Genomic DNA, 18,785 nt, shown 5'->3' on the forward strand with positions numbered 1-18,785 from the left:
GTTTTTGTGCTGCGCCCGCCGTTTATGCGGGGCACATGTCGGCCGCGACCAGAACGGGAGTTTGAGCATGTTGAGACGGACGGTGACGGGCCTCGCGCTCTGGGCGGCCATGGCGGGGTCACTCGCCGCGCAGGACGGGCAAGTCTGGATCCAGGTCGAGATGCTGCCCACCCTGGGTCGCGCCCAGTTGTCGGCCGAGGGCTATTCGGAGCAGATCCCCGATGACGTCGGGGGCTTCTACATGGGCTCGGGCTGGTATGCCGTCACCTTGGGCCCCTACACCTCCGAGGAAGCGCGGGCCGTCCGCGACAACCTGATTGCCGAAGGCGTGATCCCCAGCGACTCGGTGATCTCGGACGGCGCTCAGTTCCAGCAGCAGTTCTGGCCCGTGGCCTCGGCCGGCGCGACGGTCGGGGCCTCGTCCGAGAACGTCACTGCCGCCGATCCCGTCGCGACAGAGCCGCCAGAGCCCGAGACCTTCATCCCGGACGAAACGCCCCAGGAGGCGCAGGCCAGCGAGGCCGCGCTGTCCTTGGGCGAAAAGCAGCAGCTCCAGGCCGCGCTGAAATGGGCGGGCGTCTACGAAGGCGGGATCGACGGGGCCTTTGGCCCGGGCACCCGCGCCGCCATGGCCGCCTGGCAGTCGCAGAACGGCCAGAATGCCACCGGCGTCCTTACCGCCCGCCAGCGGAGCGAGCTTCTGGGCGGGTTCAACGCCATCCTCGATGGCCTTGGCATGGAGACCGTGCGGGACGAGACCGCGGGCATCGAGATCGAGTTGCCCATGGGCCTGCTGCAGCAGCCGGTCTACGAGCCGCCCTTCGCCCGCTTCGATCCCCAGCAGGAGGGTGGGCCACAGGTCCTGCTCATCTCCCAGCCCGGCGACCAGAACCGGCTTTATGGCCTTTACGAGATCATGCAGACCCTCGAGATCGTGCCGCCCGAAGGCGCGCGCGAGCGGGGCGAGTCCGCTTTCGTGATCGAGGGGCAGGATGCGGGCATCCATTCGACCACCTACGCCTGGCTCGTGGACGGGCAGATCAAGGGCTTCACCCTGGTCTGGCCCGCGGGCGACGAGGACCGCCGTTCCCGCCTCGTGGAAACGATGCGGGCCAGCTTCCGCCGCCTCCCCGGCGTGCTCGATCCCGCCGCCAGCGACCCGGGCGAGGATCAGGCCGTGGACCTCGTCTCGGGTCTTCAGGTGAGAAAGCCCCGCGCCACGGCGACGGGGTTCTACGTCGATGCCCAGGGCACCGTGGTGACGACCGCCGAGGCCGTGGGCCAGTGCCAGGAGATCACGCTGGATGAGGCAACGACCGCGCGCGTCGCCGTGATCGACGAACGGCTGAACCTCGCCGTGCTTCAGCCCCAGGCCGAGCTTGCCCCGCGCGCGGTCGCCTCGTTCCTGCCCGGCGCCCCGCGGATCGGGGCCGAGGTGGCCGTGGCGGGCTTCCCTTATGGGGGGGCGCTCGCACAGCCCGCGCTGACATTCGGGACGCTGGCCGACATACGCGGCCTGAACGGCGAAGATCAGGTCCGCCGCCTCGATATCGCGACCCAGGCCGGAGACGCGGGCGGGCCCGTGCTGAACGAGGACGGCTCGGTCGTCGGCATGCTCCTTCCGCGCGAAAGCGGGGCGCAGGTCCTGCCCGACAACGTGAGCTATGCCCTGGATGCCGAAACGATCCAGTCCATCTTGGCCCAGGCCGGAGTCGCCCCGACCACCAGCCAGCCGGTCGGCATCAAGGCGCCCGAGCAGCTGATCCGCGATGCGGCCGGGCTGACGGTTCTGGTGAGCTGCTGGTGACGATGGCATCGGGCGGGAGCAACCCCGCCCGAACGTCCTGAGCGGGGCTGCCCTACCCCGTATGGATCAGCGACGCGAAGAGCCGGGGGTCCAGGCTCTCGGCCCGGAAGGTCTCGCCCTCGATCAACAGGCTCACGGCGTCGTGGCTGTGTAGGCTTTCCTGATGGCTCGCGATCACGCGGAAGTCGCCGATCCGCTCGTCCCTCAGGAACTCGGCCGCGAAGAGCCGCGCCGCGTCCTCCACAAAGATCGGATGAGCGGCGTTCAATTCCGCAAAGGCTTGCTCGTCCTCGCGCTTGACCATGACCTGCGTTTCCGTGGGAACGGCGCGGCGGGCCATCTCGATCAGATCCTCGAACCACAGGCGCTGGTGGCCGGGCACGACCTCGACCGACAGCCGCGCGACCGACCGCTGGGCGTGGGGCACCGCGAGCTGGCCGCGCGACTGGCGGGCGTGCTCGGACAACTCCAGCGAACAGGGGCAGGTCGAAGCGTAGACATAGTCGAGGTGGAAGATCTTCTTCCGCACCCCGCCCTGATCCACCAGTTCCAGCGCGATGTCATAGTACTGGTAGCCCCACAGGCCCGAGCGCAGGGACGACACCTTGAGAGGGAAGCGGAAGCGCATCTGGATGCGCGCGTCGCACGATCCCAGGTCGGCCTTATAGCTGTCCAGCGCCCGCTCCATCACGTCGAAGGAGAAGGTCTCCTCCGCGTAAAGATAGAAGCTGCGCATCAGCCGGGACATGTTGATGCCCTTCTTGGCCCCATCGAGGCTGACCGTGCCGGTGACCGACGTCTCCAGCAGGAGGTCGGCTCCATCGCGGACGCGGAAACGGATCGGCAGCTTGAAGCCCGAGATGCCGACATGCTGGATCGGCGCGCGGGCCCCCCGGATCAGCGACTCCGGCCCGTTCTGCAGGTCGGGCAGCGTCGCGCGGTACAGCGCGTCGGGCGCGAACTGGTCGGGATAGGCGCGGGCCAGGTCGGGATAGTTCGACACCTCGCGCCCCGGCAAAAGCCTGGCCACGGCCGGGTCGAGGTCCGCGACCTCCTCCGGAGAGGCAGTCAGGGCCCAGCGGCGCAGCAGCGCCAGGGCGTCCTCGGCCTCGGCGCGCGACAGATCCCGGTCCAGGTCGGGTGAGTGCAGGTTCATGGCGTCCCCTCCGTCACGCGACCCCTGATATGGGAACTGCGTGACGATCACGCAACGTTATCGCATTCACTCGGCCGCGTCGCGGGTAGAACGCGACGCTTGCGCGGCATCGAGCGCCCCCATCACGTCAGCGATGAGGTCGTCGGTGTCCTCGATCCCGCAGGACAGCCGGATCAGGCCCGGCGTGATGCCCAGCGCGACCTTCTGCTCGGCCGGCAGCCGCTGGTGCGTGGTCGAGGCCGGGTGCGTCGCGATCGACTTGGCATCGCCCAGGTTGTTGGAGATGACGATGATCTCAAGCGCGTTCAGGAACGCGAAGGCGGCCTCGCGAGAGCCGATGTCGAAGGACAGCACCGTTCCGCCCGAGCCTGTCTGCTCCATGGCCAGGGCGTGCTGCGGGTGCGACCCGAGCCCCGGATAGATCACGCGGGACAGTTGCGGGTGCCCCTCCAGCGCCTGCGCCAGCGCGAGTGCCGTGGACGCCTGGGCGCGCACGCGCAGGTCCATCGTCTCCAAGCCCTTGAGCATGATCCACGAGGTGAAGGGCGACATCGCACCGCCCGTGTGCTTCATGTAGGGTTCCAGCGTCTTGCGCACGAACTGCTTCGTGCCCAGCACGATACCGCCCAGCGCCCTGCCCTGCCCGTCCACGTGCTTGGTCGTCGAATAGACCACGACATCGGCCCCAAGCTCGACCGCGCGGGAGAACACGGGCGTCGCGAAGACGTTGTCAGCCACGACCAGCGCGCCCACGGCATGCGCGATCTCGGCCACACCACGCACGTCGATGACCTCCAGCGTGGGGTTCGATACGGATTCGAAGAACACGGCCTTGGTCCCCGGCCGCACCGCCGCCCGCCACTGGTCCAGATCCGCGCCATCCACGAAGGTGACCTCAACGCCGTAGCGCCGCAGCACCTCTTCCAGGATATAAAGGCACGAGCCGAACAGAGCGCGCGACGACACCACGTGGTCCCCGGCGCGCAGCATCGACATGAGCGCGCCCGAGACGGCGGCCATGCCAGAGGCGGTGGCGAAGGCGTCCTCGGCCCCTTCCAGCGCGGCCATGCGGGACTCGAACATCGACGTCGTGGGATTGCCGTAGCGGGCGTAGATGAACTCGTCCGGGCCGCATTCGACGAAGCGGGCCTCGGCGGCCTCGGCTGTGTCGTAGACGAAGCCCTGGGTCAGGAAGATCGCCTCGGACACCTCGTTGTACTGGCTGCGACGAATGCCCGAATGCACCGCGCGGGTGCGTTTCTTCCACTGGTCCATCATGGTCCCCCGTTCTGCATCGGCCCAAATGGGGGGATCGGTCCCCACTTTAGCGGCTTGTTTAACGTGGCCCGCAATCAGGGTCGCCCAAATCGCCACGCGTGGCGGATTACGCCCGCGCCTCCGCAGGGTCAAGCGGCCACGATCCTAGTAGGGCTGCCCGTCCTTGCGGGCGAACACCCACCGGCCGTCCGGCGACAGGCGCGCGACCAGATCGTCGGCCGGGTAGCTGCCCTCGTCCCCTGGGCTGCGATCCCCGATCTCCAGATAGACCACGTCCCGGTCGCTGCGGTTCACGAGATGATGCGCGACGCCCCCGGCCGGAAACCCGGCGCACATCCCCGGCGCCAGCGCGACCTCGCCTTCGTCGGTGACCAGCGTTGGCTTTCCTTCGAGGATGTAGACGAACTCGTCCTGCCGGCTGTGGCGGTGGAGGAGCGCGGATTCCCCGCCCGGCAGGAGCCGCGTCAGGTTCACCCCAAAGTTCCGCAGGCCGAAGATGTCGCCCAGGGGGTGCTTCTCGCGGCGGGCCATGCGGCTGGCGAAGGGATCCGGGTAGTTCGACGGCTTGGCGCGCTTCGGGGCCGAGGCCGCCTCGATGGCAAGCGGGCGCGACGGTGCGGCGTCATTCATGCGGGCCTCCATTCGGTCAGACAGCCTGCCCTATCCTATCACGGCCCAAGCCCCTGCCAAAGCCCCAGGGGCTTGCGCCTTGCGAGGGACACGTCATCTTCCGGTCCGTTCAACAAGGATGCCCTCATGCCCGCGCCCATCGTGCTGCACTACTGGCCCACACCGAACGGCCACAAGATCACCATTGCCCTGGAGGAGATGGGCCTGCCCTACGAGATCCGCCTCGTGGACATCGGCAAGGGCGAGCAGTTCAGGCCGGAGTTCCTGGCGATCGCCCCGAACAACCGCATGCCGGCCATCGAGGACCCGGAGGGGCCGGACGGCGCGCCCATCGCGGTCTTCGAATCCGGCGCGATCCTGCAATACCTCGCGCGCAAGACCGGGATGTTCGCAGGCGGAACAGAGCGGGAGCGTGTCGCCGTGGAGCAGTGGCTGATGTGGCAGATGGGCGGCGTGGGGCCGATGGCTGGGCAGGCCAACCACTTCCTGCGCTACGCCCCCCAGATGGACCCGCCGCAGGTGCTCCCCTATGCCCAGGACCGGTACCGGCAGGAGGTCGGGCGGCTTTACGGCGTCCTCGACCGGCAACTGGCGGAGCGCCGCTTTGCAGCCTCGGACGATTTCACCATCGCCGACATGGCGATCTACCCCTGGGCCTCGGGGTGGGAACGGCAGGAGCAGACGCTCGACGACAAACCGCACTTCGCCCGCTGGCTCGACGACTGCTCGGCGCGTCCGGGCGTCCAGCGTGGCATGGCCGTCGCCGCCGAGGCGCGGTCCGCCACCATGACCCCCGAGGAGCGGGAGATCCTGTTCGGCAAGCGCTAATGGCCGGGACGGGTCAGTCCGCCTTGGGCTGCTCGATCAGGTAGCCCTGGAGCGCCATGATCTGCACCCACAGGAACAGCACCAGCACCACCGGAAAGGCAAAGGTCTCCAGGGTCACCCAAAGCTCGGTGGTCTGGGTGCGCCAGATCACCTCGTTGGCGACGGCGAGGGCGGCGAACATGAGCGCGAGGCGGCGGGTCAGGATCATCCACCCCTCGTGCCGCATCGGCAGCAGCTCGCCCATGACCCATTCCAGCGTGCTGCGCCCCCACAAGAGACCCCCGCCCAGCAGCACCGCGAAGACGCCGTAGACGATGGTCGTCTTCATCTTGAAGAAGCTCTCGTCGTTGAACCAGGCGGTGAGGCCGCCAAAGACCACGACCATGAGGGCGGTAAAGACCTGCATGCGCGACAGCTTGCCCGTCAGCCACCAGAGCGCCGCTATGGCCACCAGAAGCAGCGGCACGAGCGCGAGGGTTGCGACGATGAAGCCCGAGTATTCCGTCCCGCCGATCTCGAAGCTCCGCTCCTTGATGCGGAGGTAGACGAGAAAGAACAGGAGCGTCGGCCCCAGTTCCAGGGCTTGCTTCAGGATGGGGTTGACGGGCCTGGCGGTCATGACAGCTCTGGAACAGTTTTGTGACAGCCGCCTTATTGGACGGTCGGCCCAGTGTGACGCCCCAGCGGCAGGCGCACAAGGACCGACGGGACAACAAGGAGTGACGATGCGCGAACTGATTGCCCGCGAGTTGAGCGACACCTTTGTCGCGGTTCCCTTTCCGGTCGCCCTGCTGCGGATCGTCGCGGCCGTGATCCTGGCCGGGCTGATCGGGGCCGAAAGGGAATGGCGCCGCAAGCCCGCGGGTCTGCGCACCCACATGCTCGTGTCGCTCGCCGCCTGCCTTTATGTCGTCGTCGGGCGCGAGCTGGTGGCCGGCGACTTCGTGGGCGCGCCGGACGGGCAGATGCGGGTGGACCCGCTCCACCTGATCGAGGCGGTGACGGCGGGGGTCGCGTTCCTGGTCGCCGGGATCGTCATCACCTCGGGCGGGCGCGTGCTCAACGTGACGACGGGGGCCTCGCTCTGGCTCGCAGGGGCCATCGGGCTGGCCTGCGGGGCGGGGGAGATTCCGCTCGCGGCGCTTGCCACAGTGGTGGTCCTGGTCGTCCTGACGGCGCTGACCGCAGTCGCCCATCTGCCGGGCGCGGGCACCGACGACTAAGCGCCCTCAGGCCGCGCCGGTCAGGGCGCGGGCGAACTCCTCGGGATCGAAGGGGGCGAGGTCGTCGATCTGCTCGCCCACCCCGATGGCGTGGATCGGCAGCCCGAACTTGTCGGCGAGCGCGACCAGCACGCCCCCCTTGGCCGTCCCGTCGAGCTTGGTCATCACCAGCCCCGTCACGTCCGCGATCTTGCGGAAGATCTCCACCTGGCTCAGCGCGTTCTGCCCCGTGGTCGCGTCCAGCACGAGAAGGGTGTTGTGCGGGGCCGAAGGGTCCTTCTTGCGGATCACGCGGACGATCTTGGCCAGTTCCTCCATCAGGTCCTGCCGGTTCTGGAGCCGCCCCGCCGTATCGATCAGGAGGAGGTCCGCCCCGTCCCGCGCCGCCCGCTCCATGGCGTCGAACGCGAGGCTGGCCGGGTCCGAGCCCTGCGCCGCTGTCAGCACCGGGACGCCCGCCCGCTGGCCCCAGACCTGCAACTGCTCCACCGCCGCCGCACGGAAGGTGTCCCCCGCCGCGATCACCACCGTCTTTCCAGCGGCGCGGAACTGAGAGGCGAGCTTGCCGATGGTCGTGGTCTTGCCCGACCCGTTCACGCCCACCACCAGCACCACCTGCGGCAGCTTGGGGTAGATCGGCATGGGCCGGGCCACGCCCTCCATGATCCGGGCGACTTCGGCCGACAGGATCTCCTTGATCTCGGGGACCGACAGCCGGCGTCCCATGCGCCCCTCGGCCAGGTTCGCCGTGACCCGCAGGGCCGTGTCCACGCCCATATCCGAGGCGACGAGCAGGTCCTCGATCTCCTCCAGCATGGCATCATCCAGCGTCCGCCGTGGAACCTCCACCTCCTCGCGACCGAAGAGGCGGCCCAGGAGGCCGGGACGCGCGGCAGGGGCGATCGGAGCGTCGAGCGCCGGGGGCGGCACGGGGGCCGGGGTCATCAAGCTGGGCGCGGGGTCGGGCTCCGCGGCGGCCAGGGGCGCGGGCTCCCCCTCGCCCACGATGTCCGACAGCCCCTCGTCCAGCTTGGAGGAGGTCTTGAACAGCCGGTCCTTGAGCTTGCCGAAAAAGGACATGAAACCCCCAGGTCGTGTGCCCCCGTCACGTAATCCTTCGCAGGGGCCTTGCAAAGGCGCGGCGTGCGGGCAAGGCGCCGCCGGTCTGCGGTCGCGGCAGCCCTGAGGGCTGGCAAGGGCCGCTCCGGTCTGGCAGGCTGGCCCCCATGCGCATCCTCGTCCTCGCCTTCGTGGCCCTCGCCGCCCCCGCCCTCGCCCAGGAGGTCGTCACGGCCGAGGAGTTCGAGTCCCTCGTCGAGGGCCGGACCCTGACCTATGGCGAGCCCGGTCAGGAGCCCTACGGTTTGGAGCACTACTTCCCCAACCGACGCGTCACCTGGGCCTTCGTCGGGTCCGACGAGTGCATCGAAGGCACCTGGCACGCCGAAGGCCCTCCGGACGCGCCCGCCATCTGCTTCGACTACCAGAACGACCTGGAGACCCAGTGCTGGCGCATCTTCCGCGATGGCGACGGGCTCCGGGCCGAGTACCTGAACGACGGCGGCACCGCGACTATGCTTTACGAACTGGCCGACGACCCGAACGGGTTGGTCTGCGGGGGCGTGGGGGTCTGACCCTCGCACGCCGACGCTAGAGCAGGCTCCCCTGCTCGGGCGGGGGATCGGCCGGGCGCTTCCTGGCCCCAGTGGCCGGCCGGTTGCCCACCGTAAGCCGCCCGTCGGCGAACTGGATCTCGAGGGCCGCCGCCCGGGACGCCGCATCGGCGGTGGTCACCACCTGCCCGTCCGCCCGCACCACGGCAAAGCCGCGCTTCAGAGTCTCCTCGTAGCCCAGCGTCTCGCGCAAGCGATCAAGCGCCAGGAGCCCCTCGCGCAGCCGCCCGATACGGGCCAGCGGCAGGTCGGGCGTCAGGCTTGCCGCCACCCTCTCGAAATCCTCCCGGCTTTCGGCCACCGTCCGACGCACCACGGGATGGAGGCGCGGGGCCACCCGCTCCAGCACGTCGCGCCGGAACCGCACTCGGGCTTGCTGCGCCCGGTCGAGCCGCGCAGACAAGTCGTCCAGATCCCGCCGCGCATCCCGCGCCGTCCGCGCCAGCGCCGGGGCCATGGCCCGCGTGGCCTCCTCGAGCCTGCGCCGCTCGGCCCGGATGCTCCGCACCAGCACCCCAGTCCCGAGCCGCAGATCCGCGAGTTGCACACGCCGCCGCTCGGTCACGCTGCGCAAGGCGCGCGGAAGCTGCGCGCCCAGGTAGTCGAGCCGCTGCTGCGCCTGCCCGACGATGACGTCGCCGCGCGGCAAGGCGCGGGCAAGGTCATTCAGCCGTTGCCGCCGCTGGAACACACCCTGCCTCAGGGCACGGGACGCCCGCGCCGACAGGACCGCCGTCCGCTCGGCCAACTCCGCCCGCACCGGCACGGCCATCTCGGCGGCGGCGGTGGGGGTCGGCGCACGCAGGTCGGCGGCATGGTCGCAGAGCGTCGTGTCCGTCTCGTGCCCCACCGCCGAGATGACAGGGATCTTGGACGCCGCGACGGCGCGGACCACGATTTCTTCGTTGAAGCCCCACAGATCCTCGATGGAGCCGCCACCGCGCGCCACGATCACCACATCGGGGCGCGGGATCGGGCCGTCCATCGGCAGCGCGTTGAAGCCCTTGACCGCGCGGGCGACCTCGGGCGCGCAGTTCGCCCCTTGCACGGCCACGGGCCACACGATCACCCGGCGCGGAAAGCGGTCGCGCAGACGGTGCAGGATATCCCGGATCACCGCGCCCGACGGCGAGGTCACGACGCCGATCACCTCGGGAAGGTAGGGGATGGGCTTCTTGCGCCCCGCATCGAACAGCCCCTCGCCCGCCAGCGCCTTCCGCCGCGCCTCCAGTTGCGCCATCAGCGCACCGGCCCCGGCGGGGGCGATGTCGTCCACCGTCATCTGGTACTTGGACTGCCCCGGAAAGGTGGTGAGCCGCCCGGTCGCGACGACCTCCATGCCTTCTTCGGGCCGTGCGGTCAGCTTGGAGGCCTGCCCCTTCCAGACGATCGCCGCCAGCACCGACCGGTCGTCCTTGAGATCGAAGTACAGATGCCCCGACGGTGGACGCGCGACCCGCCCCACCTCGCCCCGCACCCGCACGAAGGAAAACTCCCCCTCCACCATGCGCCTGACGGCCTGCGACAGCTCGGACACCGAGAACTCGGGCGCGTTGGAGCGGCGCGGCGGCGCGTCGTCGTCGTCGAGAAGGTCCATGTCGCGTCCTTGTGCGGTCCGGCCCGTCACCTTAGAACGCCTCGCGAACAAGGCCAACCGGGAGACGCCGCCATGAACATCCTGATCCTCGGCTCCGGCGGCCGCGAACATGCCTTGGCCTGGGCGGTCAAGCAGAACCCGAAATGCGACCGCCTGATCGCCGCACCGGGCAATCCGGGGATCGCGATGGTCGCCGAATGCGCCGATCTCGATATCCTCGACGGCGATGCGGTGGCCGCCTTCTGTGGGGAAAACGCGGTGGACCTCGTGATCGTGGGGCCCGAGGCTCCGCTGGCCGCTGGCGTGGCCGACCGCCTTCGCGCGGCGGATGTGCTGGTCTTTGGCCCATCCCAGCAGGCCGCCACGCTGGAGGCGTCCAAGGCCTTCACCAAGGAGGTCTGCGACGCCTGCGGCGCCCCGACCGCCGCCTGGGCGCGCTTCGACAACCTTGAGGAGGCCAAGGCGCATGTCCGGCGCGAGGGCGCGCCCATCGTCATCAAGGCCGACGGGCTGGCCGCCGGGAAAGGTGTCACGGTCGCCCAGACCGTGCCGGAAGCGCTGACCGCGCTCGACGCGGTCTTCGCGGGCGGCGAAGGGCAGGTGGTCATTGAGGAATGCCTGACCGGCGAGGAGGCGTCCTTCTTCATCCTTTGCGACGGCACGGCCATGCTGCCCATCGGCACCGCGCAGGACCACAAGCGCGTGGGCGAAGGCGACACAGGCCCCAACACCGGCGGCATGGGCGCCTATTCCCCCGCCCCCATCCTGTCCGACGCGGTCCAGAAGCGCGCCCTGGACGAGATCGTGGGCCCGACCCTGCGGGAGATGGCCAAGCGCGGGACGCCGTATCAGGGGGTGCTTTATGCGGGCCTGATGATCCGGGACGGCGCGCCCAAGCTCATCGAATACAACGTCCGTTTCGGCGACCCCGAATGCCAGGTCCTGATGATGCGTCTTGGCGGGCAGGCGCTCGACCTCATCCAGGCCTGCGCCGAGGGCCGCCTGCCCGAGATGACGGCCCATTGGGCCGAGGATCACGCGCTCACGGTCGTGCTGGCCGCCAATGGCTACCCCGGCACGCCCGAGAAGGGGAGCGTAATCCAGGGCCTCGGCGACCTGCCGGAGACGTCGGAGACCATGGTCTTCCACGCCGGAACCAGGGAACAGGACGGTCGCCTCGTGGCGAATGGCGGGCGGGTCCTCAACGTCACTGCGCGGGGCCACACCCTACGCGAGGCGCGCGACCGGGCCTATGCCATGGTGGACCGGATCGAGGCTCCTGGCCTCTTCTGCCGCGCCGATATCGGCTGGCGGGCTCTCTAGCCGTCGAACGGCAGGAGCCCGGCCTGTACCTTCTTCGGCAGCCCCCACCGCACGATCCGGTAGGAGGCCGCAAGCCGGTGCCGCAGTTCCTCCTCCGGGCAGTCGTCGGGCAGGTTGACCCAGGAGCGATGGAAGTAGGGCGCCCGCCGCGCCACCCCGGCGTCGATCAGCAGTTCGGCCGTTTCCACGCCATCGGTCTTGACCGACACGCCCGGCATGACCGCGCCGATGCAGGCGAACATCTTGCCGCCGACCTTCCAGGCGTCATGCCCGCCACCCCAGGGGTCGGACACCTCCGCCCCGGGGAAGCCCGCGCAGATCGCGTTGACCAAGTCCCGGCTCATGCCCCCAAGCCTCGCACGCTGCCCCGAGTCGGGGAAGCCCCCGAAACGCAAAAGCCCCGCCGAAGCGGGGCTCTGCACGTCCATCAAGCGCGATCGGCTCAGGCCGCGGCAGCCTCGGCCGGGGCGGCGGCGAGCTTCGCGATCTCTTTCTTGATGCGGAGCGCGTCGGCCGAGAGTTCCTCGTCCTTGGCCTTCTTGAGGAAGGCATCAAGGCCGCCGCGGTGATCCACCGAGCGGAGCGCGTGGTTCGAGATACGCAGGCGGAAGGAGCGGCCCAGCGACTCCGACTCAAGGGTCACGTCCTGCAGGTTCGGCAGGAAGCGGCGCTTGGTCTTGTTGTTGGCGTGGGACACGTTGTGGCCCGACATCGGACCCTTCCCGGTGAGTTCGCACTTGCGCGACATGGTTTCTCGTCCTCTGGCTTATGGCCGCGGGACCGCGGCGCGACATGAGCGACACCCCGCCCGGGGGCGCCTGAATTTGGTCCGTGGGCATTAAGGCGTTCCGTGCCGGAGGTCAAGCGAGTCGCCGTCACGTCGCATCAAGATCCCCATGCCGGATCGGCAGCGCCCCGGCCCGTTCCCTCGCTCGGTCGGCCAGCCCCGGATGCCCTGCCTCGCCTCGCGCGGCCAGCCGCAGCCACCATCCCCGCGACCCGGCCCGCGCGGCGCGATGGGCATCCCGAATGGGCTGCGCCCGCGCCTTCCGCGCCCCGGCCTCCTCCTGCACGAGCCGCATCCCCCCCGCCCCGCGCAGCGTGCGGATCGCGGGGTGCCCGCCGAAACCCAGCCGCACGGGCCGCAGCCCCGGATACAGCGCCCGGATCGCCCTCGCATGGCGCAGATCCTCTGGCACGAAGGGGTCGAAGACCAACAGGCCCGCAAGCCCCGGCATCGCCCGCGCTCCGAGATCGCCCAAGGCTTCGTCCCAGCCCCGAGCCTCGGACCGGTAGCGGGCGTCCCAGGGCGCGAGGGGAGAGACCTGCGGCGACACCACCACCGCCTGCGCCAGCCCCAGCACCCGCGCGAAACGCAGCGCGCCAAATCCGCCCATGGAGAATCCCAGCGCCTGCACGCGGCCCCGCGCCACCCGCGCCAGCGCCTCTTCCAGCGCCGGGGTCTCCGCGTTGACGAACCAGTCGTTGGCCCGCGTCTTGATGGCGAGTTGCGAGAATCCCTGTCGGGCGAAGTTCGTGGAATGGGTGTCGGCGCTGAAGCCGTCCCGCCCGTCCCTGCGGTAGTCGAAGGTGACCACCATCCGCTCGGACCGCCCGCGGATCAGCACGGCGCGCAGCCGCGCCCCGTCGAAGACCACCTCGGGGGTCACGCCTCCAGCGCCCGCCGTGCCGCCTCTGGGGGCGAGAGCCGCCCGGCCTCCACCTCGGCGCGCAGCGTGCTGGCGAGCCGGGGGTCGCGGTGAAGCCGGGCGAGCGCCTGCTGAACGAACTCCTCCTCGAACCAGAGCAGCCGCTGCTCGGCCCGCCGCCGCGCCAGATGCCCCTGATCCCGCCGCCAGAGCCAGAGCCGCTCCACCGCCGCCCAAGCCTCGCGCAGCCCCGTTCCGGTCAGGGCCGATACGGTCAGCACACAGGGAAACCCCTCCGGGTCCTGGGGCCGCTTCCGCATCAGCCGCAACGCCGCCGCATAGTCGCCCTGCGTATGCGCCGCCGCCGCCGGATCGCGGTCGGCCTTGTTCACCAGGATCAGGTCCGCCGCCTCCATGACCCCGCGCTTCACGCCCTGGAGGTCGTCGCCCCCGTGCGGCGCAAGGACCATGGCAAAGATATCGGTCATCTCGGCCACCATCGTCTCGGACTGGCCTACGCCCACGGTTTCCACGATCACGAGGTCGAAGCCCGCCGCCTCGCAAAGCCGCACCGCCTCGCGCGTGCGGCGCGCCACGCCGCCGAGTTGCCCTCCGGCGGGAGAGGGACGGATGAAGGCCAGGGGCTCGCGCGACAGCCGCTCCATCCGGGTCTTGTCGCCCAGGATCGAGCCACCGAACCGCTGCGACGACGGGTCCACCGCCAGCACCGCGACGCGACGGCCCTGCCCGGTCAGTTGCATCCCCAGCACCTCGATCAGCGTGGACTTGCCCGCGCCGGGCGTCCCCGAAAGCCCGAGCCGCAGCGCCGTCTCCCTCTCGGGCAGCGCGGCCAGCAGCGCCTCGGCGCGGTCGCGGTGATCCTCGCGGGCGCTTTCCACCAGCGTGATCGCGCGGGCGAGCGCGCGGCGGTCGCCTTGGGCGACGGCGACGGCAAGCGTGGCGGGGTCGAGATCCATACCGCCCATAGAGCCCGCCCCGGTGGCGCTGTCCAGATTCGCCGGACCCACGGGGCAAGCTTCAGCCCGCCACCTTGCCCCCAAGACAGCCCGAGACCCGCCCTACACATCCCGCCCCCGATCCCGCATATCCCCCTCCATGTCCGAGCCCCTGCCCATCGACGCCGTCTTGCCCGACCTCCTCGCAGCCCTGGCCCGGCACGGTCAGGCCGTGCTGCAGGCCCCCCCCGGGGCGGGCAAGACGACGCGGGTTCCGCTCGCACTGCTCGGGGCCGGCACGCCGGGCCGGATCGTCATGCTGGAGCCCCGCCGCCTCGCCACGCGCGCCGCCGCCGAACGCATGGCGCAGACGCTGGGCGAGCCGGTGGGGAGGACCGTCGGCTACCGGATGCGGGGCGAATCGAAGGTCTCGCCCGACACCCGGATCGAGGTCCTAACCGAAGGCATCCTGACCCGGATGATCCAGTCCGACCCCGACCTGCCCGGCGTGGGCGCGCTCCTGTTCGACGAGTTCCACGAGCGGTCCCTTGCGGCCGACCTCGGCCTCGCGCTGGCCATTGAGTCCCGGGGCGCGCTCCGCCCCGATCTGCAGCTCCTCGTCATGTCCGCGACGCTCGACGCGCAGCCCGTGGCCGACCTGATGGGCGCGCCGGTCGTGACCGCCGAGGGGCGCGCCTATCCCGTGGATCTCCGCTGGCTGCCCCGCCCGCTGGGCGACACGCGGCTGGAGACCGCCACCGCGAGCGCCATCCGCGAGGCGCTGGAGACGGTGGAGGGCGATATCCTCGCTTTCCTGCCCGGCGAAGCCGAGATCCGGCGGACCGAGGCGCTGCTTTCGGGCCTTCCCGACATCGCCGTCCGCCCCCTCTACTCCGCCCTGCCCGCCCCCGCGCAGCGGCTCGCGCTGGAACCCGCGCCGATCCGCAAGGTGGTGCTGGCCACCTCCATCGCGGAAACCTCGCTCACCATTCCCGGCATCCGGGCCGTGGTGGATGCGGGCCGGGCCCGCCGCTCTCGCTTTGACCCCGGCTCCGGCATGTCCGCGCTGGTGACCGAGCGCGTGACCAAGGCCGAGGCCACCCAGCGCGCGGGCCGCGCCGGTCGGGTTGCCCCCGGCATCGGCTGGCGGCTCTGGACGCGGGGCGAGGAAGGCGGCCTCCAGCCCTTCCCCCCGCCCGAGATCCTGGCCGCCGACCTCGCCCCCCTCGCGCTCGACCTCGCGCTCTGGGGCTCGGAGGACCTGCCCTTCCTGACCCCGCCTCCCGCGGGCGCGATGGCCGAGGCGCGACGGCTCCTCACCGACCTCGGGGCGTTGGAGGACGGCCGCATCACCGCGCACGGCAAGGAGATGGCTGCCCTCGCCGTCCACCCGCGCCTCGCGCACATGCTCCTGAAGGCAGGCAAGCCAGCCGCCCTGCTGGCCGCGATCCTGTCGGAAAGCGAACGGCCGCTGCCCGGCTCCGCCGACCTGTCGCCCCTTCTCGACGGCAGGCTCCGCCCCGAGTCCCGCGACCGCCTGAAACGCGAATCCCAGCGCCTCGCCCGCCTCGCGCCGGACCGGCCCGCGATGGATAGGGGCGCGATGGCGGCTCTGGCCTATCCGGACCGCATCGCGCTCCGCCGCCCCGGCGAGGCCCCGCGCTTTCTCCTGTCCGGCGGTCGCGGCGCGGTCGCCTCTCCCGGAGACCCCCTCGGCGCCCAACGGCTCCTTGTCGTGACCGACCTTGACGGGGCAGGCGAGGAGGCGCGCATCCGCGCCGCCCTCCCCCTTGACGAGTCCGATCTCCGCGCCGTCCTCAAGGACCGCATCCGCACCATGGAGGAGGCGGTCTGGTTGTCCCGCGAGGGCCGCGTGCAGGCCCGGCGGCAGGAGCGGCTGGGCGCGCTCGTCCTGTCCGACCGCGCGTGGGAGACCGTGCCGTCCGAGGCGATCTCCCGTGCGATGCTCGATGGCGTGCGGGGTCTCGGCCTTCGCTTGTCCGGGGCCACTGAACGCTTCCGCTCGCGCGTCATGCTCGCCCGGTCGGCGGGCGGCGACCTGCCGGACCTTTCCGATGCGGCGCTTCTGGACACGCCGGAGGATTGGCTCCTCCCCTGGCTCGAGGGCGTGCGGACCGAGGCCGACTGGCGGCGCCTCGACCTCCTCCCCGCCCTTCGCGGGATGCTGTCGCACGCGCAGATGCAGGAGGTGGACCGCATCCTCCCTGCCCATTTCACCACGCCGCTCGGGCGCAGCATCCCCATCGACTATGCCCAGGACGGGCCGGAGATCGCCGTCCGCCTTCAGGAAATGCTGGGCGTCACCGCGCACCCGATGGCGGCGGGCAAGCCCATCCGCGTCACCCTCCTGTCCCCCGGCCAGAAGCCCATCGCAGTGGTCTCGGACCTTCCGGGCTTCTGGCGCAGCAGCTACCCCGAGGTCCGCAAGGAGATGCGCGGGCGCTACCCCCGCCACCCCTGGCCCGAAAGCCCCTGGGAGGCGGAGCCGACGCTCCGCGCCAAGCCTCGGGGGACCTGAGGCGCTACTGCGCCTTGGGATCGGCCACCTTGTCCACGATCGTCACGGCCCATGGCCCGTGCTGATGCACCGCGCCCGTGTCGAGCCGCACGAAGCCGTGCCGCCCGAAGTAGTCGCGCTGCCCCTGGATCAGGTCCGTCGTCCCACGCCCCTGCGAGAACGTGTCGGCAAAGGCCAGCGCCGCCGACAGCGCCGGGACCGGATGCCCGCCCAGCACCGCCGCCGCCACGACCCGGCGCAGGGACGGCAGCGACGCCCGCAGGTCCGCCGCAAAGGCGGGCGCAAGGATCAGCTGCCCATGCGGCATCTCCCCCCGGAAGGCCGCCGCGATATCGCCCAGGAGCGCCGAACGGATGATGCAGCCCGCGCGCCACGTCTCCGAAACCCGCGCTTGGTCAAGGCCCCAGCCGTAGGTCTCGGACGCCGCCTGCAGGATGCGGAAGCCCTGCGCATAGGCCACGATCCGGCCCGCCAGCAGCGCGCCTTCCAACTCGGTCTCGGACAACTCCAGGGGCTTGCGCTCGGTGCCCAGGATCTGTTCCCCGACCTCCCGGGTGGCCTTCTCCGCCGACCAGCCCCGCGCGCCGACGGCGGCCTCGATGGCCGAGGCGCTCTGGCCCAGGGCCAACGCCTCTACGACGGTCCAGCGCCCGGTGCCCTTCTGCCCCGCCTGATCGAGGATCACGTCCACCAACGGCAGCCCCGTGGCCGGGTCCACCGCCGACAGCACCGCCGCCGTGATCTCCACGAGGTAGCTCTTGAGCCGCCCCTGGTCCCACTGCCCGAACAGGGCCCCGATCTCGGCCGGGGCCTTGCCCTGCCCGTGGCGCAGCAGGCCATAGACCTCGGCGATCAGCTGCATGTCGGCGTATTCGATGCCGTTGTGCACCGTCTTGACGAAATGCCCGGCCCCATCCGGCCCCATAAGCGCCGCACAGGGCTGCCCCTCGTAGGTGGCGGCGATGGCCTCGAACACCGGGGCGAGGTGCGCCCAGGACTCGGGCCGTCCGCCTGCCATGATCGCGGGCCCGTGGCGCGCGCCCTCCTCTCCGCCGGACACGCCGACGCCCATGAAGATCAGTCCCTGCGCCTCGAGCGCGGCGGCGCGGCGGCGGGTGTCGTGGAAGTCGGCGTTGCCGCAGTCCACGATCGTGTCGCCGGGCGAGAGATGCGGCAGCAGCGCCTCGATCGCCGTGTCAACGGCGGGCCCGGCATCGACCATCAGGATGATCGCGCGCGGTGGCGCCATCGCGGCAGCCATGGCCGCGAGGCTGTCGTGCCCCGTGGCCCGCGCGCCCAGCGGCCCGGCGGCCTGGACGAACGGCGGTACCTTGGACGCCGTGCGGTTGCCCACATGCAGCGCAAAGCCCTTTTCCAGGATGTTGAGCGCGAGCGCCGATCCCATCACCCCCAGGCCATAGAGCCCCAGGCTCGCCGTCATCTCTCGCATCCCGTCTCTCCCTGGCTGCGTGTCCCGTTCAGTTAGCGGCTTGCCCGGGGAATGAGCAACCATCGACCGGGCCGTGGCCGATTGGCCTCTGTTCAACGAAAGATTGTTCGCTACAACTTAACATAGTTCTGCGGAACGCCGTGAATGATGTCATAGGCTGGCGCGGAACCCGTTCACCGTTTCCGAGTTACTTCTACCCATGACGTTGCAGCCGAACAACCTGGCCATCCGCTTCCCTCGCCGCCATCTCGAACCTCGCTTCGCGCAGTTGGCGGCGCTGTGCTGGCGCAAGGGCAAGAGGGGACCCGAGGTGCTGCTCGTCACATCCTCCTCCGGTCGCTGGATCCTGCCAAAGGGCTGGCCCATGGAAGGAAAGACCCACGCCGAGGCCGCCATGGTCGAGGCCTGGGAAGAAGGGGGCGTGTCGCGCGGCAAGGCCTCGCGCAAGCCGCTCGGAAGCTATGTCGCCATCAAGCGGACATCCGAAGGCGACGATCTCCTTTGCCTGCACCACGTCTACGCCATCAAGGTCCGCGAGTCCCTGGACGTCTTCCCCGAGGCGCATCGGCGGGATCGCATCTGGGTCACCCCCGAAGAGGCGGCCCGCCTCGTCGATGAGGAAGGCCTCCGCGAGATCCTGCTGAACTTCCGCCGCGCAACCTGACACCCGCCGCCT

The 18,785-nt window shown here is 70.5% G+C and carries 18 protein-coding genes and 1 riboswitch; of the genes, 7 read left to right on the forward strand and 11 right to left on the reverse strand.

All coding sequences use genetic code 11. The annotated features are described in order from the left end of the window. Positions 1 to 67: 67 nt before the first annotated feature. On the forward strand, positions 68 to 1,807 hold the full coding sequence (locus FHG66_RS08855) for a trypsin-like peptidase domain-containing protein (RefSeq protein WP_246082526.1): 1,740 nt from the start codon (positions 68 to 70) through the stop codon (positions 1,805 to 1,807). 52 nt (positions 1,808 to 1,859) lie between these two features. Here the strand turns inward: FHG66_RS08855 and folE2 are convergent, their stop codons facing one another. The 3 genes from folE2 to FHG66_RS08870 all read right to left on the reverse strand — a co-directional run bounded on the left by folE2 (position 1,860) and on the right by FHG66_RS08870 (position 4,871). Beyond that, a complete protein-coding gene (gene folE2, locus FHG66_RS08860) occupies positions 1,860 to 2,963 on the reverse strand; it encodes a GTP cyclohydrolase FolE2 (protein ID WP_139076391.1) in 1,104 nt (367 codons plus the stop codon). A gap of 66 nt (positions 2,964 to 3,029) precedes the next feature. Beyond that, positions 3,030 to 4,241: an O-succinylhomoserine sulfhydrylase gene (gene metZ / locus FHG66_RS08865; RefSeq protein WP_139076392.1), complete on the reverse strand. Its 1,212-nt coding sequence runs from the start codon at positions 4,239 to 4,241 to the stop codon at positions 3,030 to 3,032. A gap of 29 nt (positions 4,242 to 4,270) precedes the next feature. Continuing rightward, positions 4,271 to 4,347, reverse strand: a riboswitch (SAM riboswitch). 38 nt (positions 4,348 to 4,385) lie between these two features. Then, positions 4,386 to 4,871, reverse strand: coding sequence for a cupin domain-containing protein (locus FHG66_RS08870; protein ID WP_139076393.1), 486 nt, complete (start codon positions 4,869 to 4,871; stop codon positions 4,386 to 4,388). Between the two features lie 126 nt (positions 4,872 to 4,997). On the opposite strand from FHG66_RS08870, the gene FHG66_RS08875 reads away from it, so the two are divergent. Continuing rightward, entirely contained in the window at positions 4,998 to 5,699 is a 702-nt protein-coding gene (locus FHG66_RS08875; protein WP_139076394.1) for a glutathione S-transferase N-terminal domain-containing protein, read from the forward strand. 13 nt (positions 5,700 to 5,712) lie between these two features. Here the strand turns inward: FHG66_RS08875 and FHG66_RS08880 are convergent, their stop codons facing one another. Next, positions 5,713 to 6,318: an inner membrane-spanning protein YciB gene (locus tag FHG66_RS08880; RefSeq protein WP_139076395.1), complete on the reverse strand. Its 606-nt coding sequence runs from the start codon at positions 6,316 to 6,318 to the stop codon at positions 5,713 to 5,715. 106 nt (positions 6,319 to 6,424) lie between these two features. Between FHG66_RS08880 and FHG66_RS08885 the strand changes: the two genes are divergently transcribed. Next, entirely contained in the window at positions 6,425 to 6,922 is a 498-nt protein-coding gene (locus tag FHG66_RS08885; RefSeq protein WP_139076396.1) for an MgtC/SapB family protein, read from the forward strand. A 6-nt stretch (positions 6,923 to 6,928) separates the two neighbouring features. Here FHG66_RS08885 and ftsY read toward each other — a convergent pair whose 3' ends face one another. After that, entirely contained in the window at positions 6,929 to 8,002 is a 1,074-nt protein-coding gene (ftsY, locus tag FHG66_RS08890; protein ID WP_139076397.1) for a signal recognition particle-docking protein FtsY, read from the reverse strand. Positions 8,003 to 8,148: 146 nt separating this feature from the next. On the opposite strand from ftsY, the gene FHG66_RS08895 reads away from it, so the two are divergent. After that, on the forward strand, positions 8,149 to 8,556 hold the full coding sequence (locus FHG66_RS08895; protein WP_139076398.1) for a hypothetical protein: 408 nt from the start codon (positions 8,149 to 8,151) through the stop codon (positions 8,554 to 8,556). Between the two features lie 16 nt (positions 8,557 to 8,572). Here FHG66_RS08895 and xseA read toward each other — a convergent pair whose 3' ends face one another. After that, positions 8,573 to 10,192, reverse strand: a complete 1,620-nt coding sequence (gene xseA, locus FHG66_RS08900; protein ID WP_139076399.1) for an exodeoxyribonuclease VII large subunit — start codon at positions 10,190 to 10,192, stop codon at positions 8,573 to 8,575. Between the two features lie 72 nt (positions 10,193 to 10,264). Between xseA and purD the strand changes: the two genes are divergently transcribed. Then, the gene (gene purD, locus FHG66_RS08905) at positions 10,265 to 11,515 is read left to right on the forward strand and encodes a phosphoribosylamine--glycine ligase (protein WP_139076400.1); all 1,251 of its coding nucleotides are present in this window, start codon (positions 10,265 to 10,267) and stop codon (positions 11,513 to 11,515) included. On the opposite strand, the gene FHG66_RS08910 is transcribed toward purD, so the two are convergent. The 4 genes from FHG66_RS08910 to meaB form a co-directional block, all read right to left on the reverse strand. Next, positions 11,512 to 11,859, reverse strand: coding sequence for an MmcQ/YjbR family DNA-binding protein (locus FHG66_RS08910; protein ID WP_139076401.1), 348 nt, complete (start codon positions 11,857 to 11,859; stop codon positions 11,512 to 11,514). The genes purD and FHG66_RS08910 overlap by 4 nt on opposite strands. A 98-nt stretch (positions 11,860 to 11,957) precedes the next feature. Further along, positions 11,958 to 12,263 carry a 50S ribosomal protein L28 gene (gene rpmB / locus FHG66_RS08915; protein ID WP_139076402.1) on the reverse strand — a complete coding sequence of 102 codons (306 nt, stop codon included), beginning with the start codon at positions 12,261 to 12,263 and terminating at the stop codon, positions 11,958 to 11,960. 127 nt (positions 12,264 to 12,390) lie between these two features. Beyond that, positions 12,391 to 13,185 carry an alpha/beta fold hydrolase gene (locus tag FHG66_RS08920; protein ID WP_139076403.1) on the reverse strand — a complete coding sequence of 265 codons (795 nt, stop codon included), beginning with the start codon at positions 13,183 to 13,185 and terminating at the stop codon, positions 12,391 to 12,393. Continuing rightward, complete coding sequence (gene meaB, locus FHG66_RS08925) at positions 13,182 to 14,141, reverse strand: methylmalonyl Co-A mutase-associated GTPase MeaB (protein ID WP_139076532.1); 960 nt, start codon at positions 14,139 to 14,141, stop codon at positions 13,182 to 13,184. The genes FHG66_RS08920 and meaB overlap by 4 nt, the downstream gene beginning before the upstream one ends. Positions 14,142 to 14,280: 139 nt before the next feature. Between meaB and hrpB the strand changes: the two genes are divergently transcribed. After that, on the forward strand, positions 14,281 to 16,659 hold the full coding sequence (gene hrpB, locus FHG66_RS08930; RefSeq protein WP_139076404.1) for an ATP-dependent helicase HrpB: 2,379 nt from the start codon (positions 14,281 to 14,283) through the stop codon (positions 16,657 to 16,659). A 4-nt stretch (positions 16,660 to 16,663) separates the two neighbouring features. Here hrpB and gndA read toward each other — a convergent pair whose 3' ends face one another. Continuing rightward, positions 16,664 to 18,109, reverse strand: a complete 1,446-nt coding sequence (gene gndA / locus FHG66_RS08935) for an NADP-dependent phosphogluconate dehydrogenase (RefSeq protein WP_246082527.1) — start codon at positions 18,107 to 18,109, stop codon at positions 16,664 to 16,666. 199 nt (positions 18,110 to 18,308) lie between these two features. On the opposite strand from gndA, the gene FHG66_RS08940 reads away from it, so the two are divergent. Further along, the gene (locus tag FHG66_RS08940) at positions 18,309 to 18,773 is read left to right on the forward strand and encodes an NUDIX hydrolase (RefSeq protein ID WP_139076405.1); all 465 of its coding nucleotides are present in this window, start codon (positions 18,309 to 18,311) and stop codon (positions 18,771 to 18,773) included. Positions 18,774 to 18,785 lie beyond the last annotated feature (12 nt).

It is taken from the genome of Rubellimicrobium rubrum (genome assembly GCF_006152115.1).
Classification (GTDB): Bacteria; Pseudomonadota; Alphaproteobacteria; order Rhodobacterales; family Rhodobacteraceae; genus Rubellimicrobium; species Rubellimicrobium rubrum.